Annotated in this window: 20 protein-coding genes; 11 read left to right on the top strand and 9 right to left on the bottom strand. The window is 65.3% G+C overall.

Annotated features, from left to right (window positions below; genetic code table 11):
• The first annotated feature begins 163 nt into the window (after nucleotides 1-163).
• Nucleotides 164-1,579, top strand: a complete 1,416-nt coding sequence (locus WD184_03060) for an aldehyde dehydrogenase family protein (protein ID MEX0825726.1) — start codon at nucleotides 164-166, stop codon at nucleotides 1,577-1,579.
• Between the two features lie 1,201 nt (nucleotides 1,580-2,780).
• Here WD184_03060 and WD184_03055 read toward each other — a convergent pair.
• From WD184_03055 to WD184_03045, 3 genes are all read right to left on the bottom strand, one after another.
• The gene (locus WD184_03055) at nucleotides 2,781-3,995 is read right to left on the bottom strand and encodes a DNA methyltransferase (protein MEX0825725.1); all 1,215 of its coding nucleotides are present in this window, start codon (nucleotides 3,993-3,995) and stop codon (nucleotides 2,781-2,783) included.
• Nucleotides 3,992-6,460, bottom strand: coding sequence for an ATP-binding protein (locus tag WD184_03050; GenBank protein ID MEX0825724.1), 2,469 nt, complete (start codon nucleotides 6,458-6,460; stop codon nucleotides 3,992-3,994). The genes WD184_03055 and WD184_03050 overlap by 4 nt, the downstream gene beginning before the upstream one ends.
• A 121-nt stretch (nucleotides 6,461-6,581) precedes the next feature.
• Nucleotides 6,582-7,787, bottom strand: a complete 1,206-nt coding sequence (locus tag WD184_03045; GenBank protein MEX0825723.1) for a peptidoglycan-binding domain-containing protein — start codon at nucleotides 7,785-7,787, stop codon at nucleotides 6,582-6,584.
• A gap of 151 nt (nucleotides 7,788-7,938) precedes the next feature.
• Between WD184_03045 and WD184_03040 the strand changes: the two genes are divergently transcribed.
• From WD184_03040 to WD184_03030, 3 genes are read left to right on the top strand one after another with little or no spacing between them, the layout of a single operon-like run.
• The gene (locus tag WD184_03040; protein MEX0825722.1) at nucleotides 7,939-8,880 is read left to right on the top strand and encodes an aminotransferase class V-fold PLP-dependent enzyme; all 942 of its coding nucleotides are present in this window, start codon (nucleotides 7,939-7,941) and stop codon (nucleotides 8,878-8,880) included.
• Nucleotides 8,778-9,113 (top strand): hypothetical protein, encoded by a 336-nt coding sequence (locus WD184_03035; GenBank protein MEX0825721.1) that lies wholly within the window; start codon nucleotides 8,778-8,780, stop codon nucleotides 9,111-9,113. The genes WD184_03040 and WD184_03035 overlap by 103 nt, the downstream gene beginning before the upstream one ends.
• Entirely contained in the window at nucleotides 9,110-9,772 is a 663-nt protein-coding gene (locus WD184_03030; GenBank protein MEX0825720.1) for an SGNH/GDSL hydrolase family protein, read from the top strand. The genes WD184_03035 and WD184_03030 overlap by 4 nt, the downstream gene beginning before the upstream one ends.
• 76 nt (nucleotides 9,773-9,848) lie before the next feature.
• On the opposite strand, the gene WD184_03025 is transcribed toward WD184_03030, so the two are convergent.
• From WD184_03025 to WD184_03015, 3 genes are read right to left on the bottom strand one after another with little or no spacing between them, the layout of a single operon-like run.
• A complete protein-coding gene (locus WD184_03025) occupies nucleotides 9,849-10,223 on the bottom strand; it encodes a hypothetical protein (protein MEX0825719.1) in 375 nt (124 codons plus the stop codon).
• Complete coding sequence (locus WD184_03020; GenBank protein MEX0825718.1) at nucleotides 10,223-11,035, bottom strand: hypothetical protein; 813 nt, start codon at nucleotides 11,033-11,035, stop codon at nucleotides 10,223-10,225. The genes WD184_03025 and WD184_03020 overlap by 1 nt, the downstream gene beginning before the upstream one ends.
• Entirely contained in the window at nucleotides 11,032-11,214 is a 183-nt protein-coding gene (locus tag WD184_03015; protein ID MEX0825717.1) for a hypothetical protein, read from the bottom strand. Before WD184_03015 ends, WD184_03020 begins: the two co-directional genes overlap by 4 nt.
• Nucleotides 11,215-11,359: 145 nt before the next feature.
• Between WD184_03015 and chrA the strand changes: the two genes are divergently transcribed.
• Together chrA and WD184_03005 are read left to right on the top strand one after the other, a co-directional pair.
• Nucleotides 11,360-12,724, top strand: a complete 1,365-nt coding sequence (gene chrA / locus WD184_03010; protein MEX0825716.1) for a chromate efflux transporter — start codon at nucleotides 11,360-11,362, stop codon at nucleotides 12,722-12,724.
• Between the two features lie 337 nt (nucleotides 12,725-13,061).
• Nucleotides 13,062-13,535: a DUF2269 family protein gene (locus tag WD184_03005; GenBank protein ID MEX0825715.1), complete on the top strand. Its 474-nt coding sequence runs from the start codon at nucleotides 13,062-13,064 to the stop codon at nucleotides 13,533-13,535.
• A 177-nt stretch (nucleotides 13,536-13,712) separates the two neighbouring features.
• On the opposite strand, the gene WD184_03000 is transcribed toward WD184_03005, so the two are convergent.
• Nucleotides 13,713-14,213: a cupredoxin domain-containing protein gene (locus tag WD184_03000; GenBank protein MEX0825714.1), complete on the bottom strand. Its 501-nt coding sequence runs from the start codon at nucleotides 14,211-14,213 to the stop codon at nucleotides 13,713-13,715.
• A gap of 297 nt (nucleotides 14,214-14,510) precedes the next feature.
• Between WD184_03000 and WD184_02995 the strand changes: the two genes are divergently transcribed.
• From WD184_02995 to WD184_02985, 3 genes are all read left to right on the top strand, one after another.
• On the top strand, nucleotides 14,511-15,896 hold the full coding sequence (locus tag WD184_02995; GenBank protein MEX0825713.1) for a sensor histidine kinase: 1,386 nt from the start codon (nucleotides 14,511-14,513) through the stop codon (nucleotides 15,894-15,896).
• A complete protein-coding gene (locus WD184_02990; protein ID MEX0825712.1) occupies nucleotides 15,889-16,542 on the top strand; it encodes a response regulator transcription factor in 654 nt (217 codons plus the stop codon). Before WD184_02995 ends, WD184_02990 begins: the two co-directional genes overlap by 8 nt.
• Before the next feature lie 104 nt (nucleotides 16,543-16,646).
• A complete protein-coding gene (locus WD184_02985; GenBank protein ID MEX0825711.1) occupies nucleotides 16,647-16,931 on the top strand; it encodes a GyrI-like domain-containing protein in 285 nt (94 codons plus the stop codon).
• 9 nt (nucleotides 16,932-16,940) lie between these two features.
• Here WD184_02985 and WD184_02980 read toward each other — a convergent pair whose 3' ends face one another.
• Both WD184_02980 and WD184_02975 read right to left on the bottom strand, forming a co-directional pair.
• Nucleotides 16,941-18,113: an amidohydrolase family protein gene (locus tag WD184_02980; GenBank protein ID MEX0825710.1), complete on the bottom strand. Its 1,173-nt coding sequence runs from the start codon at nucleotides 18,111-18,113 to the stop codon at nucleotides 16,941-16,943.
• Between the two features lie 11 nt (nucleotides 18,114-18,124).
• Nucleotides 18,125-18,301, bottom strand: a complete 177-nt coding sequence (locus tag WD184_02975) for a hypothetical protein (GenBank protein ID MEX0825709.1) — start codon at nucleotides 18,299-18,301, stop codon at nucleotides 18,125-18,127.
• A 142-nt stretch (nucleotides 18,302-18,443) separates the two neighbouring features.
• Here WD184_02975 and WD184_02970 point away from each other — a divergent pair, with 142 nt between their 5' ends.
• Both WD184_02970 and WD184_02965 read left to right on the top strand, forming a co-directional pair.
• Entirely contained in the window at nucleotides 18,444-21,071 is a 2,628-nt protein-coding gene (locus tag WD184_02970) for an adenylate/guanylate cyclase domain-containing protein (protein MEX0825708.1), read from the top strand.
• 41 nt (nucleotides 21,072-21,112) lie between these two features.
• Nucleotides 21,113-22,600 (top strand): CoA-acylating methylmalonate-semialdehyde dehydrogenase, encoded by a 1,488-nt coding sequence (locus tag WD184_02965; protein ID MEX0825707.1) that lies wholly within the window; start codon nucleotides 21,113-21,115, stop codon nucleotides 22,598-22,600.
• Nucleotides 22,601-22,635 lie beyond the last annotated feature (35 nt).

The following is a 22,635-nucleotide window of genomic DNA, read 5'->3' as shown; positions in this document are numbered from 1 at the left end:
TCACAAGACTGATTGCCACCTCATTCAAGGTACCCAACCACTCACCTGCGTGCGCTCGCTCGAGGTCGGCCATCCGTCGGTCAGCGATCAACCAGGTGGCCGGATCGCGTAGCATCGTTCGAAGAGAATCTCAGGGACACTCGCAGCGGCGGAGGGCATAGGCGTGGGCTTCGACCTAGTTCTAGGTATGACGGTCGGCGGCAAGTCCGTTGGCGGTACGGGTCTGCCCGTGGTCGACCCGGCAACCGGGGAGACGTTCGCAGAAGCGCCGCTGGCTAGCGAGGCAGTGCTTGACGAAGCCCTGCGCTCTGCCCGGTCATCACAGCCCGCCTGGGCTGCGCAGCCAATCGACGAGCGACGCTCAGTACTAGTCGAACTCGGAGAAGGACTAGCTGCTCGAGCTGATGAAGTTGCCACAGTCCTGACAAGGGAGAATGGTAAGCCACTGAGAGAGGCCATGGACGAGGTGACGTTGGCAGCGCAGTGGTTTGGCTGGATTGCTGGACTCGAATTGGAAGCTGCAATTGCTCGGAAGACGCCCGACTCATACGTGCGGATGCTTCGAGTGCCCTTGGGGGTCGTAGGTGCGATTACACCGTGGAACTACCCAATCATTCTGGCTGTAGTCAAAATCGCCCCTGCCTTGCTCGCAGGCAATACTGTCGTGCTAAAGCCATCTCCTCATGCTCCCTTATCGCCGCTATTGATGGGCGAGACCTTGGCACCTCTTCTACCCGCAGGTGTCCTGAACGTACTGAGCGGTGGCGACACCCTCGGCGAGCGTCTTGTGAGCCATGGGTTCTGTGACATGGTGTCGCTCACTGGATCTGTAAGTGCTGGGCGGTCGGCAGCGGTCTCGGCAGCTCGGGATCTGAAGAAGGCGATCCTTGAGCTTGGAGGTAATGATGCTGCGATCGTCTTTCCAGATGTCGACATCGACGGTGTCGCCGAGGCGCTGTTCGCAGCAGCCTTTGTCAATGCCGGGCAATTCTGCGCGGCTGTGAAGCGAGTGTATGCCCACAAATCAATTGCTCGCAGTTTGGCCGACCGTCTGGCGATGCGGGCCGACGCGACCATCGTAGGCAATGGCCTTGATGCACGGACTCAAATGGGTCCACTGACGATCGAGGGACAAGTCCTCAGGGTCGACGCGCTAGTGGCGACCGCTCGCAGTGCCGGGGGTCAAGTGCTGGCGGGTGGATATCGTATCGACGCGCCCGGGTTCTTCTACCGCCCGACTATTGTCTTTGAGCCATCCACAAACACAGCGCTAGAGGTCACTGAGCAGTTCGGACCCGCACTTCCGGTGATGGAGTTTGTTGACCTCGATGAGGCCGTATCAAGGGCGAACGCCACCTCGTATGGCCTCGGGGCATCGGTTTGGACGGGCAACGGCGCCTTAGCACAGAAGGTCGCGTCGCGCCTAAAGGTCGGCACAGTGTGGGTAAACACTCATGGCGAACTTTCTCATGACGTCCCGTTCGGCGGCGTGAAATCGTCGGGTATGGGCGTTGAGTATGGACAACTTGGGTTGGAGGAGTTTACCCAGTTGAAAGTGGTCAGCGAGCGGCTACATTGAAACCCCTTTTGGTGGCCTCTTGCTCCCAGCTTCCTGTCCTATCAGGACACGCGGAGGTAGTGTTCTCGGCGTAAGTGCGCGGATCAGTTCGTAGCTCGTGCGTCCAAGTTAGCGGTGCCCGTTGATGGGATTCGGGGAGAAAGGGCCGGCCGTTCAGCGTTGGTCAGAACTTGCAGGACCGCATCGCCACAGGATGGCGGCAGCATGCCCTTGCACTATGGGAGGAGTGTCTCAGCGTTAGAGTCGAGCCACCTGAGCTGGCGACGCACCACGTGAGGGGGAACGCAGTCCACCCAGACGTCTGCTCCCGGGAGGTTCGGATTCGACTGGGCCCACCTAATAGTGCGAAGAGTCGCGACTTGCCTCTTCCTTATGGTCTTCAGAAGTTGGTCACGAGGAGTCTCGATCCCATAGGCAGCCGAGAAGACCTCAATTCGGTGCCGCCTATCAGGCACTGTCGCCCATCCCCACTCGAGTATTTCGTTATCGTCGTATAGCGGCACCCAGTGCCACAGAGCTAAGGCGACGTCCCAATCCCTCGTGCCGGGAGCTGCCATGTCCCAGTCGATTATGGCAACTGGCCTGTTCCCGCGCGTAACGGTGTTCCAAGGCCCGAGGTCATTGTGACAGATAATGTCACCGTGCGACAGAGTCAGCGGCTGCTCCTGCCAGATGGCATCGCTCGGGGGACGGAAAGTTTCGCTGGCGTCGTGCAGCAGTCGGACAAGCTGGGCCACATCTCGCAGATACTCGTCGCTTTGCATCCCACTCGGCCACTTCTCGGGCCAGACAATCGTGGTGCCTTCGACGAAGCTGACCCGTTCACACCCACCAGCCGTAAGGCCTCGCGCGCGCGGCGCGCCCCGCACTCCCAAGCGCTCGAAGTGCGCCAACAGGGCATGGACCGTCGGCGTCCAGGGACCCGTTTTCCTAAGAACGTATTTGCCTCGCCGGACGACCCGATCGGGTCCGCCGGCAATCAGGGGACCGAACTCTGCACCCACCTTGGCCTCCCAGGTAACGGTCGCATAGAGAGGGACACTAGACTTCGCGACCGCGAATCGAGGTGGCCATCCTCGTGGCGTCTTCGACGTGGTGACTTCAACCCTGATGGTGCGGGATGGTGCGGCAGGCCCAGAGCGTGAATCGGCTAGCCCCTGCGCTGCGTCGGAGAGCGGGGCTGTTTGATTGAAGGCTCGTCCTATCTTCTTGAAGGTGAGCACCCACTCGTCTTCTTGAAAGTGAGCACCCACTCGGAAGACAGTCGCCGATCCAGGTCGGACGTCGCCGTTGACTGCGGCGGTGGGAGGTATCGGTGTTTCGTCGGAAGGGGCCTCGCTACTTTCTTGATGATCTTGAAGCCAGCAAGACTCGCCAGACGCTGAAGGATCTCGCTGTTGGGGATTGTGACTCCCCGGTGCCTTGAGTCTCCAACAACGAGCACGGCTGTCGCCCCAAGCTTCAATACCCTCGCCGACTCTGCAAGTACGCTTCTCATATCCGCCAGGTACCGGTGCACCAGACCCCGTTGCCGACTTGGGAGCTCGCGATACCAATGGGCGTCGTCAAACTCAGCGACCAGGCCGCTGAGTTCGCTGGCTGCCAGTCCTCTCTCTGCTCCCACCAACGACGCTCGCAACTCGCGCAGTTCACCCACGTTGTGCCCAAACCACACGAGAGCAAACTTGGAAGCCCGGATGTAGTCGATTCCGTTGAGGTATGGGGGTGAGGTGACGATTGCATCGATCGACGAGTCGGGGAGGCCGGTCGCCCGCGCGTCGCCCAACATGACAGACGCCAACGGGTGATCGTCCGGGACTCGGGATACCTCGATGGCTCGCGCTACCGTCGCGATCGAGACTGGCCACAGGTCAAAAGGGTGAGTTGGGGACTTGTCGTAAGTTCGATGCGGGCGACTATGAGCGACGTCCATCGCCAGTGACACGCCATTCTCTTTAACGATGATCATTCGCGAGAATGCGATTCGTAGGAGCCTCCAAAGCTCGTCGCGAGGCTGCTCGTCGATTACCCGTATCAGTGCTGTGAGTTGGATACGCGTCGCCGGGTCGAACCAATACCGGAGAAACTCGCGCGTGGCGAAATCCGAGCTTTCGGGATACGCGGTCCCTTGCGTAATCCGGCCTTTGATGCTTCTTGCGAGTTGGAGGACCTCTTCGCTGGCGTCGCGGAGGAGGTTCGATTCGTAGCTCGTCAGGAGGCCCTTCGACAGCATCACGGCGTGTGGATCAAGGTCCAGACCGATCGCATGGTGGCCAGCCCTGCGCGCTGCAAGCAGTGTCGTTCCAGAGCCACACATCGGGTCTAGGACCCGCTGCCTGGGGCCTTCAAGGTGGTCGATGGCTGCCGCTGCCAATTCGGGGGCCATCCGCGCCGGAAACGGGTGCAGATAGGTCATGCTGCTATGTACGCGGCGATCGCGGCAAGAACCTTATCGGGTCGGATGCTTAGTTCCACGCGATCGGTACGGGCGAAGACGTGTGTCGGCGCCATGGCCGAGAGCGCCATGCACGCGGACTTCACTTCATCGTCGCTCAGTTTGATGTTCGCCGACTTCCGCAGTGCTACTCGAAGCGCCGAGTAGTGAACCGCGGCGTCCGGCTGTTCCTGTTGCTCCTGCCAGATTGCCTCGAGGATCGTCCTGAAGGTATTCGTGCGGTCCGGCAGCTTCTCGATGCTGTCTACGAACTCCGACACTTCATCAGACGTTGAACACTCGAAGAGCTCCTCGAGGTCCGAGAGGTTGATCCCCTTGCGAGGCGCCAAGCGCACGAGGCGGGCTAGGTCGATCGCTCGCACCAGGGTTATGGACCTACCGGTCTTCTCGCGAACCGCAGTGATCTCCTTGCTCAATACGCCCTTCTCGAAGTCGGGAGCGACGACAACACAGTGTTTTGCCCCGAAGTCGGTCATGTGGCGTTCAATGGCTGACACCCCGACTGCCTTCGAAGCGGCTTTCGCCCCGGGCCGCTCCTTGCTCTTCGCCTCGAGTGTGACCCTATAGGCCGCCTTGCTGAGATCGCTCTCAACCCCGAGGTGGGCATCGGCGTACCCGTCGGGCTTTTCCTTCCCACCCACATGGACAGCCTCGAATCCGAGCGAGTCGAAGCAGGCGACTACAGCCGTCTCAAGCGCTGCCTTGTCCGATACGCTATCCAAGAGCTCTTGGGCAATCGTGATCGCATTCGGCTCAGCGTGTTCTCTCGCAAGAACACGTAGGGTGTCATCCCTTTGTCGGAGTACTTCACGGGCGTCGGCGGTCGACATCCCTTGGTCGAAAAGTTGCGCTTCGAGCACGACTTCGGCCATCGCCAGTAGCTCTAGTGGGAGACTCCTCTTTGGATCCGAGAAGTCATCTACGAAGCTGGCAACAAAAGGGTGAGCCAGATTGATCTGAAGTAATCCCTCGCTGAGGTTGAGGCGAGCGATACCCGATCTGGGGCCAAGGTCCGTTAGCGAAGTCCCCCGGAGGATTCCACCGGCCTCCTCGGCCGCCCTGTTCAAGTCGGTGATGAAGTCATCTGCGGAGACCCCAGCTGGCAGCGCGACTTCAAGGAGAAGCGGCACTGCATCTCCTCGGATCGCTGCGGCTGCTAGTCGAAGTATCGGCGCGACTGTCAGACTTGCAGGTCCCGCGGCGAATCGGTCGCCGACACGTCTACTCGGGTCATGCTCTTCCTCAAAACCGGTCAAGGTGTTGCGGGCGAGGTTGAAGAGTCCGTGGAGGAAGTGGCGGGCTTCGAAAAGGGTGGGTCCCTCGCGAACAGACTCGCGCGAGGAGCGCAATTCGTCGTCAAGGCGGTCCATGTGGACGACGGCTCGCATCCGAGAAAACGTACCGTGTCGAAGCAGGTTTCGGTCGAGTCCGAATCCCGGATCTGCGCCGTTGATCAGCCGTCCTCGCACATACACAAAGAAGCCATTCGATCGTTCCCACGCCTTCCCAGTATCAATGGGATTCTCGTAAACCTCGAGGTAGCCGGTAACTCGCCCGAGTTGAGCACCCACGAGGCCGAATCGCCCGTCGTCCGCTCCGCGTTTCTTATCAACCGAGACTTCGTAGTCGTCGGTTGCCGGTTTCGGGACTGACTTGACGTCATCCCCGAGCCTGAGGCGCGCGATCCGATGCTTCGAACCCTTTGCTGGTGTCAACTCGGTGCCATTGAGCACCAACACGAAATCATCGCGGAGCGGCATTCCAGTTCTTAGCACCCAGCCGAGGCGCCCGATGGTGATCTCCGTCGCCATCGGTTTCAGGTCGGACATAACGGCGACAGTCCACGACTCGTCCGCGCCACGACCGAAAAGGGGAACGCTCTTCATGCCTAGCCCGGCGGTCTCGAGAATTTGGGAGACGGCAGCCTTCGCCTCGGTAAGCGTAAGCTCTCGGAGGTCGAGGTCGACTTGGTCGGTCTCAGCCCCTTTCCCGGTAGGGAGGGTCGAGAAGTCCATGCTGGTTGACCAGTACTTCCCGCCAGCCTTTGAGATATGTGTCAGGCGACTAGCAAGTACGAATGTTGCGAGCTTCCCGATTCCGAATTTCCCGATCGGAGCTCGTTTGCGAGAATCCGCTGTCGTGCGCTTGTCGCTCTCACCGATGATCCAGTGCTTCTTCAGACCGGCCGCGTCCATGCCTACGCCGTTGTCGATGACGACGATAAGCGCATCGTCAGCCGAGAGGTCCACAGAGAGTGCAACGTGAGTCCTGGTCGCCCCCGCATCGAACGCGTTAGCGACCAACTCCTCAAGTGCCTTGTTCGGACTGGCGTACAAGCCCTCTGAAAAGAGCTCGATGATCCGCATGCTGATGTGGACGGGGACACGATCGACCGTATCGCCCTGCTCCCAGAATGCTTCGCTCAAGTCTCCCCCCGGTTGAACCGCTGGAGAGACTACCCATCACGACCGACAGAATTCCGTGCCGCGGGTCGTGGTCGGTGGCGCTCCGAAGGTGGGTCGGGCGCCACCAGCTAGCTCCGCGCGCCTACCCCCGGCACTCCGTAGAGATCTCGAGGATCTGGTCGTCATCATCCGGCTCGTCTTCGCCGAAGTAGAAGCAGACTTCTGAACCGTCGGCGGCGCCGTAGCGGTAGTAGTGCTCTTCGCTGTTGCTGCCGGACCGCACTGACGACCCGTAGGTGTCGATCAGGTCTTCGAGCGTGTGGCCCACCGTGATTCCGGACAGGGTCTGGACGAACCCGGCCGGCCTGGGCTCGCCATCGGCGTCGAAGGAGGGGCCGACATACCTCACCCGGGCGAAGACTTCCGGGCGCCCCGGGTTCTCGGCGTTGGGGCCGGTGAAGAGGAAGGCGAGGCCTTCGATGAAGATCCCCCGGAAACCTTCCTGTCCGGCGGCGTCCCATCCGGTGTCGAACTCGTCGAAGTCGCTTCGCACTCCGTGGCCGAGGAATTCGAAGATCTTGGTGATCATCGGCCCGGCGGCGGTGCCGAGGAGGAACTCGGTGTCATCGTGGGAGATCCCGTCGGTGGTGATGATCCACTCGCCGGCCTCGGCGATCGAAGTGACCTCGACTTCGATGGTGAACACGGTCGGGTCGTCGGCGGTGCTCACCTCGATTCGGTAGTCACCGGTTTCCTCGATCAGGAAGGTGGTTCCGTCCTCCGACTCGAGGGGCGTCCCTTGCGCATCCCACACCGTGGCGATCGCGCCGTCACCGGAGACCAGTGTCACCATCAGCGTGCTGCCGAAGATCAGCGGGATGGAGAAGTTCTCCGGGTCGAGCGCCGAGGTGTGGCCGAACACTCGCACCGCGATCTCGTCCTCGCCGAATTCGACGGCACGGGTCTGGGGACACAACTGGTTGAGGGCGATGAAGAAGTTCTCCGTCGGTTCGCCGGTCGGGTCGAATCCCAGCGCCTCCTGAGCCTCCGTGACCGCGGTGGTGGTCCCCGCACCGAACTCGCCGTCGACCGTCAGCTCCCCATAACCCCCGCAGTTGAGGAGGAACTGGAAGGCGGCGACGATCTCGTTGTCGTCACCCTCGGTCGCCAGCACCGGCGACGGAGGCAGAGTGGTGGTCGTGGTCGTCGGTCCGGTGGAGGTGGTGGTCGCCGGCACCGTGATGGCGGTGGTGGTTGTCGCCTCGGTGGTAGTGGTGGTGTCGGCGGTCGTACCGCCACATGAGGCGGCGACCAGGGCGAGTGTCAGGAGAAGAACGGTGCTCTTCATGGGTCCGTTTCGGGGAGTGCTACCGGCCAAATTAACCGCGGTTGAGCCCAAAGGAGGTGATGGGGGGTGGTGACCACCTCGGCGATCTTGCTCATCGATCAGGAGGTGGGCAGCCGGGCCGTCGGCTGACACCTCTCGCTAGCGTGCCAGGGTGACGACCCGCGCCGAGTTCGAGGTTCGCGACGCCGCCGACCCGCTGGCGGCGGCGCGTAACCGGTTTGTGGTGACCGATGGCCTCGTGTATCTGGACGGAAACTCCCTGGGGTTGATGCCGCGCGGAGTTCCCGACCGGGCCGACGCCATCCTCGACCAGTGGTCCCTTCGGCTCATCCGGGGCTGGATGGAGGAGGGGTGGTGGGAGCTGCCTTTACGGCTCGGTGACCGGATCGGCCGGCTGATCGGAGCAGAGCCCGGCCGGGTGGTGGTGTGCGACACCACCACCACCAACCTCTACAAGGCGCTCCTGGCCGCGGCCACCCTCCAACCGGGCCGCACCGCCGTCGTCATCGAGGAGGGGGCGTTCCCCACCGACCGCTATGTGGCCGCGAGCGTCGCCCACCTCATCGGAGGCCGGGTCCGGGTGATTCCCCGGGGCCAATCCGTGGACAACCTCCTCGATGAGGAGGTGGCGGCGGTGGTGATGAACCACGTCGACTTCCGTACGGCCGAGATCGTCGACATGGGGTCCATCACCGAGACGATCCACGCCTCCGGGGCGCTGGCGATCTGGGATCTCTCCCACAGCGCCGGGGTGCTTCCGATCTCACTCGACCGGTGGGGCGTCGACCTCGCCGTCGGATGCACCTACAAGTACCTCAACGGCGGACCGGGGGCGCCCGCCTACCTGTACGTCAACGGGGCACATCTTGAGCGAGCCGCGACCCGATCCCCGGCTGGATCGGTCACGCCGACCCGTTCCTCATGGAAGCCGACTATCGCCCCGCTCCCGGCATCCGCCGGTTCATCACCGGCACCCAGCCGATCGTCTCGATGTCGATCCTCGACGCCGCCCTCGACGCCTACGACGGCATCGACATCGCCGCGGTGCGGGCCAAGAGCATCGCCCTCACCGGGCTGTTCATCGACCTGGTAGACGAGCGGCTCGGGCTCGAGGTCGCATCGCCTCGTGACTCCGAGAAGCGGGGGAGCCAGGTGTCGCTCCGCCACCCCGACGCGTCAGGGGTGTACGAGCGGCTGGTGGCCGCAGGGCTGCAGGGAGACGTCCGTCCTCCCGACCTGCTGCGCTTCGGGTTCGCCCCCCTCTACGTGTCGTTCACCGACGTCTGGGACGCCGTCGACATCCTGGCCGGCGTGCTCGAGGGATGAGGTTCGCCGCCGTGCTAATCCTGCTCGCCGCCTGTTCCCCGGCGCCGCCGGCTGGCGGCGAGGCCCGGTTGCTCGCCCTGGGCGACTCCTACACCATCGGGGAAGGGGTCGACCCGGCCGACCGCTGGCCGGTGCTCCTCGCCCGACGGCTCGGCGATGAGGGAATCACCGTCCACGGTCCGGTCATCGTCGCCCGCACCGGATGGACGGTGGCCGAGTTGGAGGCGGGGATCGACCAGGCCGCTCCCGTCGGTCCCTTCGATCTGGTCACGCTCCAGATCGGGGTCAACGACCAGTTCCGCGGCTACGGCGTGGAGGGGTTCCGCGGTGAGTTCGGGGCGCTGCTCGAACGGGCGATCGGGTTCGCCGGCGGGGAGCCGGGCCGGGTGGTCGTGCTGTCGATCCCCGACTGGGGGGTCACCCCCTTTGCCGCGGGGCAGGACCGCGGCGGGATCGCCGCCGAGATCGACGCCTTCAACCGGGTGGTGGCGGAGGAGGCGGCGCGGCAGGGTGCGGCGTTTGTCGACGTGACCCCGATCTCGCGTCGCGCCGACGACGACCCGGCGCTCCTCGCCGGGGACGGGCTGCACCCATCGGCGGCGATGTACGCGCTTTGGGTGGAGTTGGTGCTGCCGGTGGCTCTCGAGATCGTCGGATGAGGACGGGGGCTGAGACAGCGTGCGAGCCTGGACGTCCTTTGGGGCACGAGGCGCGCAAGCCGTCGGTCTCGGCGACCTACTCGAACGGCAACTCCTGTTGGTAGCCCCGGTCGGCGCCGAGGCAGGCCTCCAGGCCCTCCACCACCGAGCGCACCGCCGACTCCTCCGCCAGGCGGGCGTGGTCGCGCAACAGGCGGTCGACCGTGGGCAACTGCTCCCACTCCTTGTCCCGGAACTGGTGGAGGATCCGCATTACGTCGCCTTGCTCGGTGAGGGCGAGCACCGTGCACAAGGTGATATCGATCGGCTCCACCTCCCCGAAGGTGGTGGTCTCATAGGCGAGGTGCTGTCCGTAGGGGTGGAGCTGTCGTAACACCTCCGGGGCGAGGCCGGGCAGGTCGAAACCTCGCTCACGCAGTCGGTCGGTCGACACCACCCGGGGGAGATCCATCAGCCGGGACCCCCTGATCGAGCCCTCTCCCGCTCTTTGGCCGCCGTCAGCAACCGCCGCTCCACCTCCGCCGAATTCCATGGAACGCCCGTCGACTGGTGGGACGCCAGGTAGGCCGCCGGGTCGGCGAACAGTCGGGCCACCTCACCGGGGTCGGCCGCGGTGACCACCTGCCCCTGGTGCTCGAGCACCATGAACACCGCGGTGGCCCGGCGTGCCCGGTATCCGAAGTCGTGTTCGACCACCTTGCCGCTCATTTCCACGATCCCGAAGGCGAGGGTCGGGTCGAAGCACTCGTCGAGCAGCGACCACGCCTTCTTGGTGGCATACACCCCACACGGTGGCCTGCCACAAGACCCGTCGGTGTGGGGGACCGCCTCGTCGAACCGCTCCTTGTTACGGAGGATGCATCCAGCCTCGTAGGTGTGCGACTGCCACGGGCGCTTGGCCCCGTGCAGCCGGTCGCCCACCTCCCAGGCTCGGAACCCGAGCACCGGCACCGGCGACCAGTACCGGTCGGCTTCGAGCGGTGAGTCCCATAGGGAGCGTGGTGGGGTGGCCGGTGTCGGAAGGGCCGCCGGAGCGTTGTCGAGCATCCGATCCAGGGCGTCCTCGAGAGTGCGGCGGCCCGCTTCGAACTCGGCACGGCGGGCGGCCGCGATCCCCTCCGAAATCCGCCGCCCGGCCAGCAGCGCCCGGGTGGCCGGCGAGTCGATCGGTGGGGCGGTCAGTGTCGCTCCCGCGTGGAGGGCACGCAGATCGGCGGTGAGGCGAGCGAGGCGATGCTCCGCTGACTCCGTGACCGTGCTCAAAGCCCGGCTCCGGCGGGGACCGGCGCGGGGGCGTCCTCGCGCCCGGGTGGTTCCGGCGCGTTCGCTGGCTCCGGCTCGAGCTCGCGCCGGGCCGGGGCGGCGACGGGCTCGGGCTCGACGATGATCACGCGGCGGGGAACACCGATGTCCATGAGGCCTTCCTTCCGGGGCCGACTCATGGGGAAGAGCGGAGACGATACGCCTCCGAACAAGTGTTCGCAAGTGGTACCCACCGGCCAAGTCGAATGCCTAAGCATCCCCCCTCCGCCCGGGTCTTCCGGCCTGCGGTAGCTTGGCGCGATCGCGGCAAACGACGGCAGCGGCCTGCACGAGGGTGATTCGAGCCACGGGATAGGCTTCGGCGAGGCCACCCGGGTGTGGGTATCTGTCGCCCTCAACAGCTTCGGTGGGCCCATTGGCCAGATCGCCGTGATGCACCGCCTCCTGGTCGAGGAGCGGCAATGGTTCTCCGAACGGCGATTCCTCCACTCGCTCAACTACTGCATGCTGCTTCCCGGTCCGGAGGCCCAGCAGCTGGCCACCTACCTGGGGTGGACCCTCCACGGAACCAGGGGCGGGCTGGTGGCCGGGGTCCTCTTCATCCTTCCCGGGTTCGTGGCGATCCTCGCGCTCAGCGTCCTCTATGCCGGGTTCGGGGACACCGCCTGGGTGGAGGCGGTCTTCTACGGCATCAAGCCGGCGGTGATCGCCATCGTCGCCGGGGCGCTCGTGCGGATCTCATCGCGGGCACTCCAGAACCGGCTGATGTATGGAGTCGCCGCCGCGGCGTTCGTCAGCATCTTCTTCTTCGACATCCCCTTTCCCGTGATCATCCTCGTCGCGGGCTTGCTCGGACACCTGGGCGGCCGGCTCAACCTGCGACCCTTCGACCTCGACACCGGCCAGCTTGTCGAGGGCACGGGCCAGGCCCCGGCCCGGGTCTCGGATGCCGCTCCAGCCAGACCGAGGATCGCTCGAACTCTCAAGACGGCGGCGATCGGCCTCCTCCTCTGGCTCACCCCCGTGGCGATCCTGATCCTGTGGACCGGTCGAGACAGCATCTGGTCACAGCAGGGCCTGTTCTTCTCCAACGCCGCGGTGGTCACCTTCGGAGGGGCCTACGCGGTGCTGGCGTACATCGCCCAGCAGGCGGTGGAGGCGTATCAGTGGCTGCTTCCTGGCGAGATGGTCGATGGGCTGGGGATGGCCGAGACCACGCCGGGACCGCTGATCCAGGTGGTCCAGTTCGTAGGCTTCATGGGCGCCTACCGGGCGGACCTCGGGATCGACCCGATGTTGGCCGGAGTGCTGGGCGCCCTGCTCACCACCTGGGTCACCTTCGTCCCTTGCTTCCTGTGGATCTTCCTGGGTGCGCCATACATCGAGCGGCTCAGGGGCAACCGGCCGATCAATGCGGCGCTCAGCACCATCACGGCCGCGGTCGTTGGAGTGATGCTCAATTTGGCAGTCTGGTTCGCCCTGCACGTCGTCTTCGGGACCGTGGACGAGTTGCGGCACGGTCTGGGGTTGCGCCTATACAGGCCCGAATTGGCGACCTTCGATATCGCCGCCGCGGTCCTCGCGCTGGCCGGGCTCTACGCGGTGTTCCGGCTGAAGTGGTCGGTGACGCGGACGTTGGCCGCGTCGGCGCTCGCCGGGTTCACAGCACATCTGCTCATCGTGGGCTGACCAGGGGGCTCGCGACCGCTCCCGTTGATGGGAAGCCGGTGCCTCGACACCCCCGACCACGCGCGACTCTCGCCGTCTCCGCCGGAGGCAACGACATGGGTGAACACTACGGGTGATCGGCCCACTTCTTCGACATCACCCCGATCTCTCGGCGTGCCGCTGCCGATCTCTCCCTCGTCGCCGCCGATGGGCTCCATCCATCGGCGGCGATGTACGGGGAATGGGTCGAGCTCGTGCTCCCCATCGCTCGGTTGATCCTGAGCCGTTGAATCCCCGCAGGGAGGTTCGCTGACACCGCGACTCCCGCCAACTAGCGTGCCGTCGGATCGACGAGGGGATGGAGACTGTGACCCGCTACGAGTTCTTCAAGTTCATGCATGTGGCCGGCGCCATTGTGTGGCTGGGCGCCGGTGTCGGCCTCACCGTCTTGTGGCGCGGTTTGACCAAGGCCAAAGAGGCCGACGCGATCCGTGCGATCGGCACCCAGAACAAGGCTTTGAGCGCGAAGGTGTTCGGCCCGGCGGTGCTGGTGACCCTGGCCTTCGGGGTCGCCATGGTGTTCGACACCCCGACATTCGACTTCTCCGACCTATTCATCATCCTGGGCTTCGTCGGAATTGGCTTCTCGGGGGCGATGAACGGTGCCGTTGCCGACCCTGCGACCAAGCGGCTGGTGGCAGCGATCGAATCGGACGGCTTCGATTCCCCGGCGGCGGCTGCTGCGCGCGCGAAGGTCAGACTTGCGGGCAACCTCGAACTACTGGTGCTATTCGCAGTGGTGCTGGCGATGGTGGTCAAGCCGGGCGTCTAGGTCGAGTGGCGAGCGGGGCAGGTGCCGCCGCCTACTGAACTGCCCGGTGCGGCCATCGCGGAGATCCATGGCCGAGCCGGTCCGGCGACCGCCGCCCACGCCCGGGGCATTGAGGGTTCCAAGAGGAGGCGGCCGGCCGGCACGGCCGCCTCCTCTTCCCGGCTCACCCTGGCGAGCTCAACCTCCGACGGACAGGATGTCGGCCGTCATCGTCGGGCCGTGCGTGGTGCACCACAACTTGTAGTGCCCCGCCTGGCTGGCTTCGAAGGTGACCGAGTACTCCCTGCCACGGTTGACGGTGAACGCCTCGACCGAGACAGTGCCGTCGGGTGCTTGTACCCAGACATCGTGCTCGTCACCGTTGACGCCGAACATTCGGAGCGTCACCGATTCGCCCTCGACGACCGACATGGCTCCCGGGCTGAACAGGTAGGTCGACACCTCCCACTTGGCAGGGTTTGCGGGGTCGACGGTTCCCGGGGCCTTGTAGCGGTATCCCAACGAGATCGAAGCGGGGTCCACATCCGGTGGGTCAATCCCGTCGGTGCCGCCCTTGATCTCGATAAGTTCGATGTCGAAAGTGACCTCGCCCGGGTCGGTCGCTACGGCGTCACCCCCGCACGCCGCCGCAACCATCGCGAGCACTATCGCTATCGCCGACCAGCGTTTCCGTGACATGTCTTGAACCCTTCCGTCGTCAGAGCGTTCTCCTTTGCCTTGCTCAACCTATGGCGAGAGAGGGAGCGAGACCACGGACCGGGGTCGCGACGCGACGGTACCGAGGGCGTAGAGGAATCAGACCAAGGTCCGAGCCGTTCGACCGGCCCTACCGATAGGATGACCGTCGATGCCGGGAGGCGCCCCAATGCCACAGTTCGCCTTCGTTGGCCGGGAGTCACGGCCATTCCATTGAGCCTTGCTCGCCCGTTCGCCGAGGATCCTCAGGTTGCCTTGTCGAAGGCGCGGCCGGCCCGGATGAGCGAGCTGAGCTTCGCCCGCCAATTCTTCGTTTTCAGCCTCGTCATTCTCGTGGCCGGCATGCTGACGATCGGCATCTGGATCCAGGCCGAGGTCAAGCGGGCCGTCATCGGTCGTACCGCCGGCGTCACCGCGCTCTATGTGGACAGTTTCGTTTCGCCGGTGCTGCAGGACCTCGATCGGGTGGGCGAGGTGACGGCCGACATGCGTACTGCGTTGGATCGCCTGCTCAGCGGGACACCGCTGGGCAGGCAGATCGTCTCGTTCAAGGTGTGGCTCCTCGACGGAACGATCGCCTACAGCGTCGCTCCGGAATTGATTGGACAACGCTTCGAGCTGTCCGACGGCCTCGCCCGTGCGGCCGACGGTGAAGTTGTGTCGCACTTGACCGATCTGGCCGATCCCGAGAACGAGTACGAGCGGGGTAGGTGGGATCGGCTGATCGAAACGTACGCCCCCGTTCGGGTCGAAGGCAGCGGGCGGGTGGTGGCGGTGGCTGAGTTCTACCAGCTGCCCGACGAGTTGCTGCGCGACATTCGCAGTGCGCAGTCCACGAGCTGGGCGATCGTCGGCATCGCGACGATCGTGATGTATCTCATGCTCGCCGGCATCGTCCGGAGGGCGAGTAGCACGATCACCGCGCAGCGATCAAAACTACAGCGCAACGTCACAGAACTCAGCGAGACCCTCGACGAGAACCGGCGCCTCCACGAGCGCACTCGCCGAGCTGCCGAAAGGACCACGGCCCTCAACGAGCGGTACCTCCATCGCATTTCGGCGGACCTCCATGACGGACCAGCTCAGGACATCGCCCTGGCTCTTCTTCGGATGGAGTCGGTCACGACCGAGGGTGACGCTGCAGGCTCGAGCAATCGTCACGAGGAACTCGGTGCGGTTCGAATCGCCCTTGATTCAGCACTGACCGACCTTCGGGGCATCGCCCGCGGATTGCGGCTCCCTGCGATCGACGACCTGTCGACCGAGGAGATCGCACGGAGGGTGGTCGAGGACTTCGGCCGCCTCACCGGTGTGACCCCGAACCTCGAATGTCGTGAGCTTCCGGACGACGCGCCGGGGTCCATCAAGATCACGCTCTACCGGGTCCTCCATGAGGCTCTGGCAAACAGTTACCGGCATGCCGGGGGGGCGTCGGCGACGGTGCGTCTTGAGGGCCTCACCGGATCGATCGCAATTACGGTGACCGACGCGGGTCCCGGCTTCGACGTGACCACCGCGATCGAGCAGGGGTCCCTCGGCCTCGCCGGGATGCGGGAGCGGATCGAAATGCTCGGGGGAACGTTCGAGGTCGACAGTGGCAGTGGAGCCGGAACCCGGATCACGGTGCACCTCCCGATTCCGGCGGAGGGCCCGACGGATGCCTGACTCGATCCGGGTCCTCGTCGCCGACGACCATCCGCTGTTCCGCCAGGGTGTTGTCCAAGTCCTCTCCGCCGAACCGGACCTCACCGTCATTGGAGAAGCCGGAACCGGTGAAGAGGCGCTTCGGCTGGCGGTCGCGGAGCTCCCGGATCTCGTCGTAATCGACCTCGGGATGCCTGGCGGGGGTGGGCTCGTGGCGATCAGGGAGATCGCTCGAGCCTGTCCCGCCATCCAGATCCTCGTGCTCACGGTCTCCGAGGACCCTGCCGATCTCATGAATGCGCTGGCGAGCGGGGCCCGGGGATATGTGCTGAAAGGTGCGTCGGCCCTTGGCTTGGTGTACGCCGTCCGGATCGTGGCGGGTGGGGACGCCTACGTATCGCCAGCACTCGCCGGGGCCATGCTCTACGACATGACTCACCACGATGCCGACGATCCGATGGACCAGCTGACGACCCGCGAACAGGAAATACTCGAGCTGCTCGCCGAAGGCCTGACAAATCGAGAGATCGGTGAGCGTCTGTTCATCGCCGAGAAGACCGTCAAGCATTACATGACGAACGTCCTCCAGAAACTCCAGGTTCGAACCCGGTTGCAGGCGGCTCTTCTCGCGCAGAAGCGCCAGCAGACGCGTCGGCCTCCCGTGTAAGAGGCAGGGGGCTTGACCTCCACCTTACCGTTAGGGGAAGGTTCATCATCCTGCGGGCAGGCTGGCCGCCAGGGTCGCTGGCGTTGGGGGATGGGTCGGTCGAGGTGTTCGTTCCGGTCACCGGGACCGTGACTTCGGGCAGGGTGGCGACCCGTCGGCTGCCCGGAGGCCGCTTCGCTTCCGCGATCCACCACGGTCGTTACGAGGAGATGCAACCGGTGGTCGACGGACTCCAGCGGTGGGTCACGACATCGGGCGCCGAAGTCGAGGGACCGATGCGAATGATCTACCTCCGCTTCGGGGCGGAGCCCGAGTTGGCGCTGCCCGAGGCCTACCTGGCATCGCGTGATGCGGATTTCGTCACCGAGATCCAGATGCCGGTGGCGTGACCGTTCGCCTCAGGCGACTCGCCACACCCGCCACAGGGCAGCAGGGTCGTCCAACGGGTTTCCATGGACCAGGAAGAAGTCGGCCGGGCCGTCCTGCCTGACGACACCGGCGTCAGGCTCGCCCAGCAGCTCACCGCCCACCCAGGTCGCGGCCGCCAATGCCTCCCAGGGCTCGAGACCGGCTTCGACCAGCTGAGCCACCTCCCACGGCATCTGGTTGGCACGCGCCGAACCCCCGCCGAAATCGGTGCCTGCGGCGATGCGAACCCCGGCCTGGCGGGCGAGGCGTACGCTCTCGAAGGCGGCCTCTTTCCGCTCGGCGATCCGGCCGACCGACTCTTCCGCGGTGAACCGTTCGATCCGGGTGGTCGCGCCGAAGGTCTGCCACGAGGCGAGGACGGTGAGTGTGGGCACCACAAAGGCGCCCTTGGCGGCCATCAGGCTGACGAGATCGGCATCGAGCCGGGTGCCGTGCTCGATGCACGCCACCCCGCCCTCGACCCCGGCTCTCGCTCCGGACAGTTGGGTGGCGTGGGCGGTGGCGGTGGCTCCCCGATCCGCGGCCGCGGCGACCGCCCGCCCCACCTCGTGGGCGGTCCACGGAGGAGTGTCGAGGTCGGGGCCGTCGAGATACAGCTTCACGTGGTCGGCACCGTCGTCGAGTTCGCGCTCGACCGCGGCCACCAGGGCGTCGGCATCGGCCGCCTCGACGGAGACGCCCGGGGGAAGGGCGCCCTCCTTGGTGATCCAGGTGCCCGCAGCCCTGATGTACGGCCGATCCCGCCGCCCGTGCCAGGAATCGCGGACTGCCAATGCGAGGGCTCGCTCCCGGTGGTCATGGATGCGGCGAGGTGACCCGACGTCTCGGGCCCAGCGAGTGCCCGACCGCACCATCAGGCCGCCGTTGTGCTCGGCGGTGTCCAGGAGGCGTTCGGTGTCGTCGCCGATCCGCTCGATCCAGTGCGAGCCTCCGGGCAAGGTGATGTGACTGTGGGCGTCGATCATTCCGGGCACGATCGTCGATCCGCCGGCGTCGATGATTTTGGCGTTCGGGGCGTGGGGGGCTTCGCCGTCGGGGCCGAGGAACTCGATGCGGTGATCGACCACCAGCACCGATTGACCGTGTACCAGGGTGGGTGACCGGCCGTCGGCGAACGCGGCGTCGCGATAGAGCGTGCGCATCGCGGTCGAGGCTATCGGAGTGGGAGGTCGGGGTTGGCCCTGCTTCGGCGTTCGACCGATTGGGCGGTGATCTCGATACTGCACGCGTGGTGGGTGGTGCAGTGCGTGTAACAGGCCGCAGCCAGCCCCTTGTCCTCGTAGTGGAGACCGCAATCGTCGCAGCGATGTAGCTCGGGGGTGCTCGCCATCGGAGTGATGGTACGCCGGGGTGCTGCGACCCCCGCGATCGCCCCTGCGGTTGAATGCCGCGGATTGACGGCACACCTTGCCGACCGATCCGGTAGTTTCGGTCGCTCCTGGCCCGGAATTCTGGGAGCCTAGGGCCGAAAGATGACACGCGCCGACCTGCCCACCGGAACCGTCACCTTCTTCTTCTCCGACATGGAGGGGTCCACCAGGCTTGTTCAAGAACTCGGTGAGGTCTGGCCCGAACTCCTCGCCGACCACGACCGGCTGGTACGGACGGCAGTCCATCGCGCTGGGGGAGTGGAGGTGCGTACCGAGGGGGACTCGTTCTTCGTGGTGTTCGCGTCGGCGGCGGATGCTGTCGCGGTCGCGGCCGAGTCGCAGCGGGCGATTCAGGATCACGAGTGGCCCGGCGGCTGCACCGTCCGTATCCGCATCGGGGTCCACACCGGTATCGGTGCCCTGGGGGGGTCGGATTATGTCGGGCTCGACGTGCATCGGGCGGCCCGGATCGCCGCGGCGGCACACGGCGGACAGGTGATCCTCTCGGAGACCTCGGCGGCGCTGAGCGAGCGGCTGCTGCCAAAGGACACCAGCCTGCGAGACCTCGGCAAGCATCGCCTCAAGGATCTCCTGGAGCGCGAGGCACTTTTCCAACTGGTGATCCCCGGCGTTTCCGACGAGTTTCCCCCGCCCCGCACCCTTGAGGCGATCCCCAACAACCTGCCGGTGCAGATCACCAGCTTCGTTGGGCGAGAGGACGATGTGGCGGCCGCCCTCGGGACGCTCGAGTCGAGCCGCATCCTCACCTTGCTCGGCCCGGGTGGAACGGGCAAGACCAGGCTCTCCATTCAGGTGGCCGCCGAGGCCGCCGACCGTTTCAAGGACGGGGTCTTCTTCGTGCCTCTGGCGCCCGTGACCGACCCAGACCTGATTGCCCCCACCATCCTGTCGACCCTCGGCGTGGCCCCTGCCTCCGCCGCGGTTCCCCCACGGGATCAACTCGTCCGATTCATGTCGGACAAGGAAATGCTGCTGGTGCTGGACAACTTCGAGCAGCTCGTTGAGGGTGCGGGGCTGATCGGCGACCTGTCGGCGGCGTCGACCCACTCACGATTCCTGGTTTCGTCGCGCATCCCACTGCGCGTTCGGGGGGAACAGGAGCTCGCCATTGCCCCACTCGAAGTGGCGTCGCCCGACTCGGACGTGGACGCGCTGATGAAGAACGAATCGGTGCATCTGTTCGTGGAGAGGGCTCAGGCAGTACAGCCCGGGTTCGCCCTCACGGCCGGAAACGCCGGCGCGGTGGTGGAGTTGGTGCGTCGTCTCGACGGCCTGCCGCTGGCGATCGAACTCGTCGTTTCGAAGCTGAAACTGCTCTCGGTGGAGGCGCTGGTCGAACGGCTCGACGCCCGGTCGCTGACCGGAGGGCCTCGCGATGCTCCTGAACGGCATCAGACGATGTGGAATGCCATCGCCTGGAGCGAAGAAGCCCTCTCCGACCCATGCCGTCGGCTGTTCGCCCGCTTGTCCGTGTGCGTGGGCGGCGCCCGGCTGGAGGAGATCGAGAAGGTGTGTGCACCTGACCTCGGACTCGAGTTGTTCGACGGCCTATCGACTCTGGTGGACAGCAGTCTTCTTGTGGCGGACCGGGCCAGAGGGAGGTTTCGAATGCTCCAGGTGATCCGGGAGTACGCCACCGAGCGCCTCGCTGAGTCCGGCGAGGCAGAGGAGATCGGCCGGCGACACACTTTCGGATATCTCGACCTGATCGAGACCGCTGCCCCGGAGCTCACCCGGCGCGACCGGAAGACTTGGGCCGAGGCGCTCGACGCCGACCACGACAACCTCCGCGCGGCGATGGCCCGTTGCGTGGCGGCGGGCGACGCCGATAGTGCGCTGCGTTTCGCCTGGTCGATGTGGCGCTACTGGCAGATCCGGGGGCACCTCTACGAGGCGCGGCGACGAGTCGACGAGGCATTGGCGATGGCGGGGGGCGACCCGCGGCGACGCGCCAAGGCGATCGAGGCCCTGGGGGGGATCACCTGGTGGCAAGGCGACCGCGACGCGTGCACCGCCGCCTACGACGAGGCGCTGCGACTGCAGCGGGAGATGGGTGACGACCGGGAGATCGCCAATGCGCTGTACAACGCCGGGCTGATGGAGGCGTTCTTCCGCCAGGACTTCGATCGCGGGGATGAGTTCCTCGAGGAGGCCATGGCGATCTACACCAGGCTGGGCGACGAAGGGGGTCTCGCCGATGTCCATTGGGGTAAGGGCAACATGGCACTCATCGGCTCGAATGACCCGAGGGACGGTGTCCCCCACCTGGAGAAGTGCATCGACTTGTACCGGGCGGTAGGCAACGTCTTTGGAGAGGGTTGGGGCCGGTTCGAGTTGGGTGAGATTTACCGGCGCCTCGGCGACTACGCCGAGTCGCGACTCCACTTCACCCGGGGTATCGAGATCCTCTACGGCACCGGCGAGATCTCGGCGGCGGTCTTCTTCTTGTTGGCGTTTGCCGCGCTGTCGGTTCTCGAGGGCGACGAGCTCCGGGGGGCTCGGCTGGGTGGGGCGGCGTGGGCGCTGGGGGAGCGGAGCGGTGTCGACCTCGTATCCATCGACTCCGCCCGCATCGAGGGCGTGGAGAAGGAGACGCTGGAAGCGTTCACCGGTGACCTGGCGGAGGCCTACCGCGCCGGGCGGGCTATGACCCCCGACGAGGCCGTCGCCTTCGCCCTCGCAACCGACGGAGCCTCCGCAACAGCCTGACCGCGCCGCCTCCGGTACCCTCATCCTTCTGGAGGCCCCCGATGCGGCAGATCACCCACTGGATCGACAACAAGGAGTTCGACGGCAAGGTCGAACGGTGGGGCGACGTGTACGACCCGGCCACCGGTCTGGTGCAGGCGCAGGTGGCCCTGGCGACGGTCGAGCAAGTGGACCGGGCGGTGGCATCCGCCAAGCAGGCGTGGAATCTGTGGAAGGACGTCTCCCTCTCCCGGCGCACCGCCATTCTCTTCGAGTTCCGCGATCTGGTGATGCGTCACAAAGACGACATCGCCAAGCTGCTCGTATCCGAGCACGGCAAGGTCTTCTCTGACGCGTCGGGTGAGGTGCAGCGGGGTCTGGAAGTGGTCGAGTTCGCCTGTGGGATCCCGCAACTGATCAAGGGTGAGTTCAACGAGAACGTGTCCACCGCGGTCGACACCTATTCGATCCGCCAGCCGGTGGGAGTGGTGGCCGGTATCACGCCGTTCAATTTCCCGGCCATGGTCCCGATGTGGATGTACCCGATCGCCATCGCCTGCGGGAACACCTTCATCCTCAAGCCCTCGGAGAAGGATCCTTCTGCTGCGAACTTCGCAGCCGAACTCTTCGCCAAGGCCGGGCTGCCCGAAGGCGTCCTCAATGTGGTCCATGGGGACAAGGTCGCCGTCGACCGGATCCTGGAGCATCCCGACATCGGCGCCGTCTCGTTCGTCGGCTCGACCCCGATCGCCCGCTACGTCTACGAGACCGGCACCGCCGCCGGCAAGCGGGTGGCGGCTCTCGGCGGGGCCAAGAACCACATGGTGGTCCTCCCCGATGCCGACATGGATCTGGCAGCCGATGCCGCGGTGTCGGCGGCCTACGGGTCGGCCGGGGAGCGGTGCATGGCGATTTCGGTGCTCGTGACGGTGGGCGGCGCCGCCGACGCGCTCATGCCCAAGGTGGTGGAGCGGCTGGAGAAGATCAAGGTCGGGTCCGGGCTCGAGGAGGGCGCCGAGATGGGACCGTTGGTCACCGCTCAGCACCGCGACCGGGTGGTCGGATACATCGACCAGGGCGTCGCCGAGGGGGCCACCCTGATTGCCGACGGCCGCAACCTCATCGGAGAGCAGGAAGGCTTCTTCGTCGGGCCCACCCTCTTCGACGACGTCACCCCGAATATGGCCATCTATCGGGACGAGATCTTCGGCCCGGTGCTCTCGACCGTTCGGGTGGACACGTACGACGAGGCGATGCGGCTGATCGGCGACAACCCGTACGCCAACGGTGTCGCCATCTTCACCAACGACGGGGGCGCCGCCCGCAAGTTCCAGAACGAGGTGCCGGTGGGGATGGTGGGGATCAATGTCCCGATCCCGGTGCCGATGGCCTACCACTCGTTCGGCGGGTGGAAGAATTCACTCTTCGGGGATGCCCGGATGTACGGGATGGAGGGTGTCAACTTCTATACCCGCATGAAGGTGATCACCTCCCGGTGGCCCGATCCGGAACACCGCGGGGTGAATCTCGGTTTTCCGCAGATGAAGTGAGGGGCCGCCTGCGGCGGCCCGCGATGCGCGATGCG

The organism is Acidimicrobiia bacterium (assembly GCA_040878325.1).
Classification (GTDB): domain Bacteria; phylum Actinomycetota; class Acidimicrobiia; order Spongiisociales; family UBA11373; genus JAUYIV01.
This window is presented reverse-complemented; position numbering and strand designations above follow the sequence as displayed.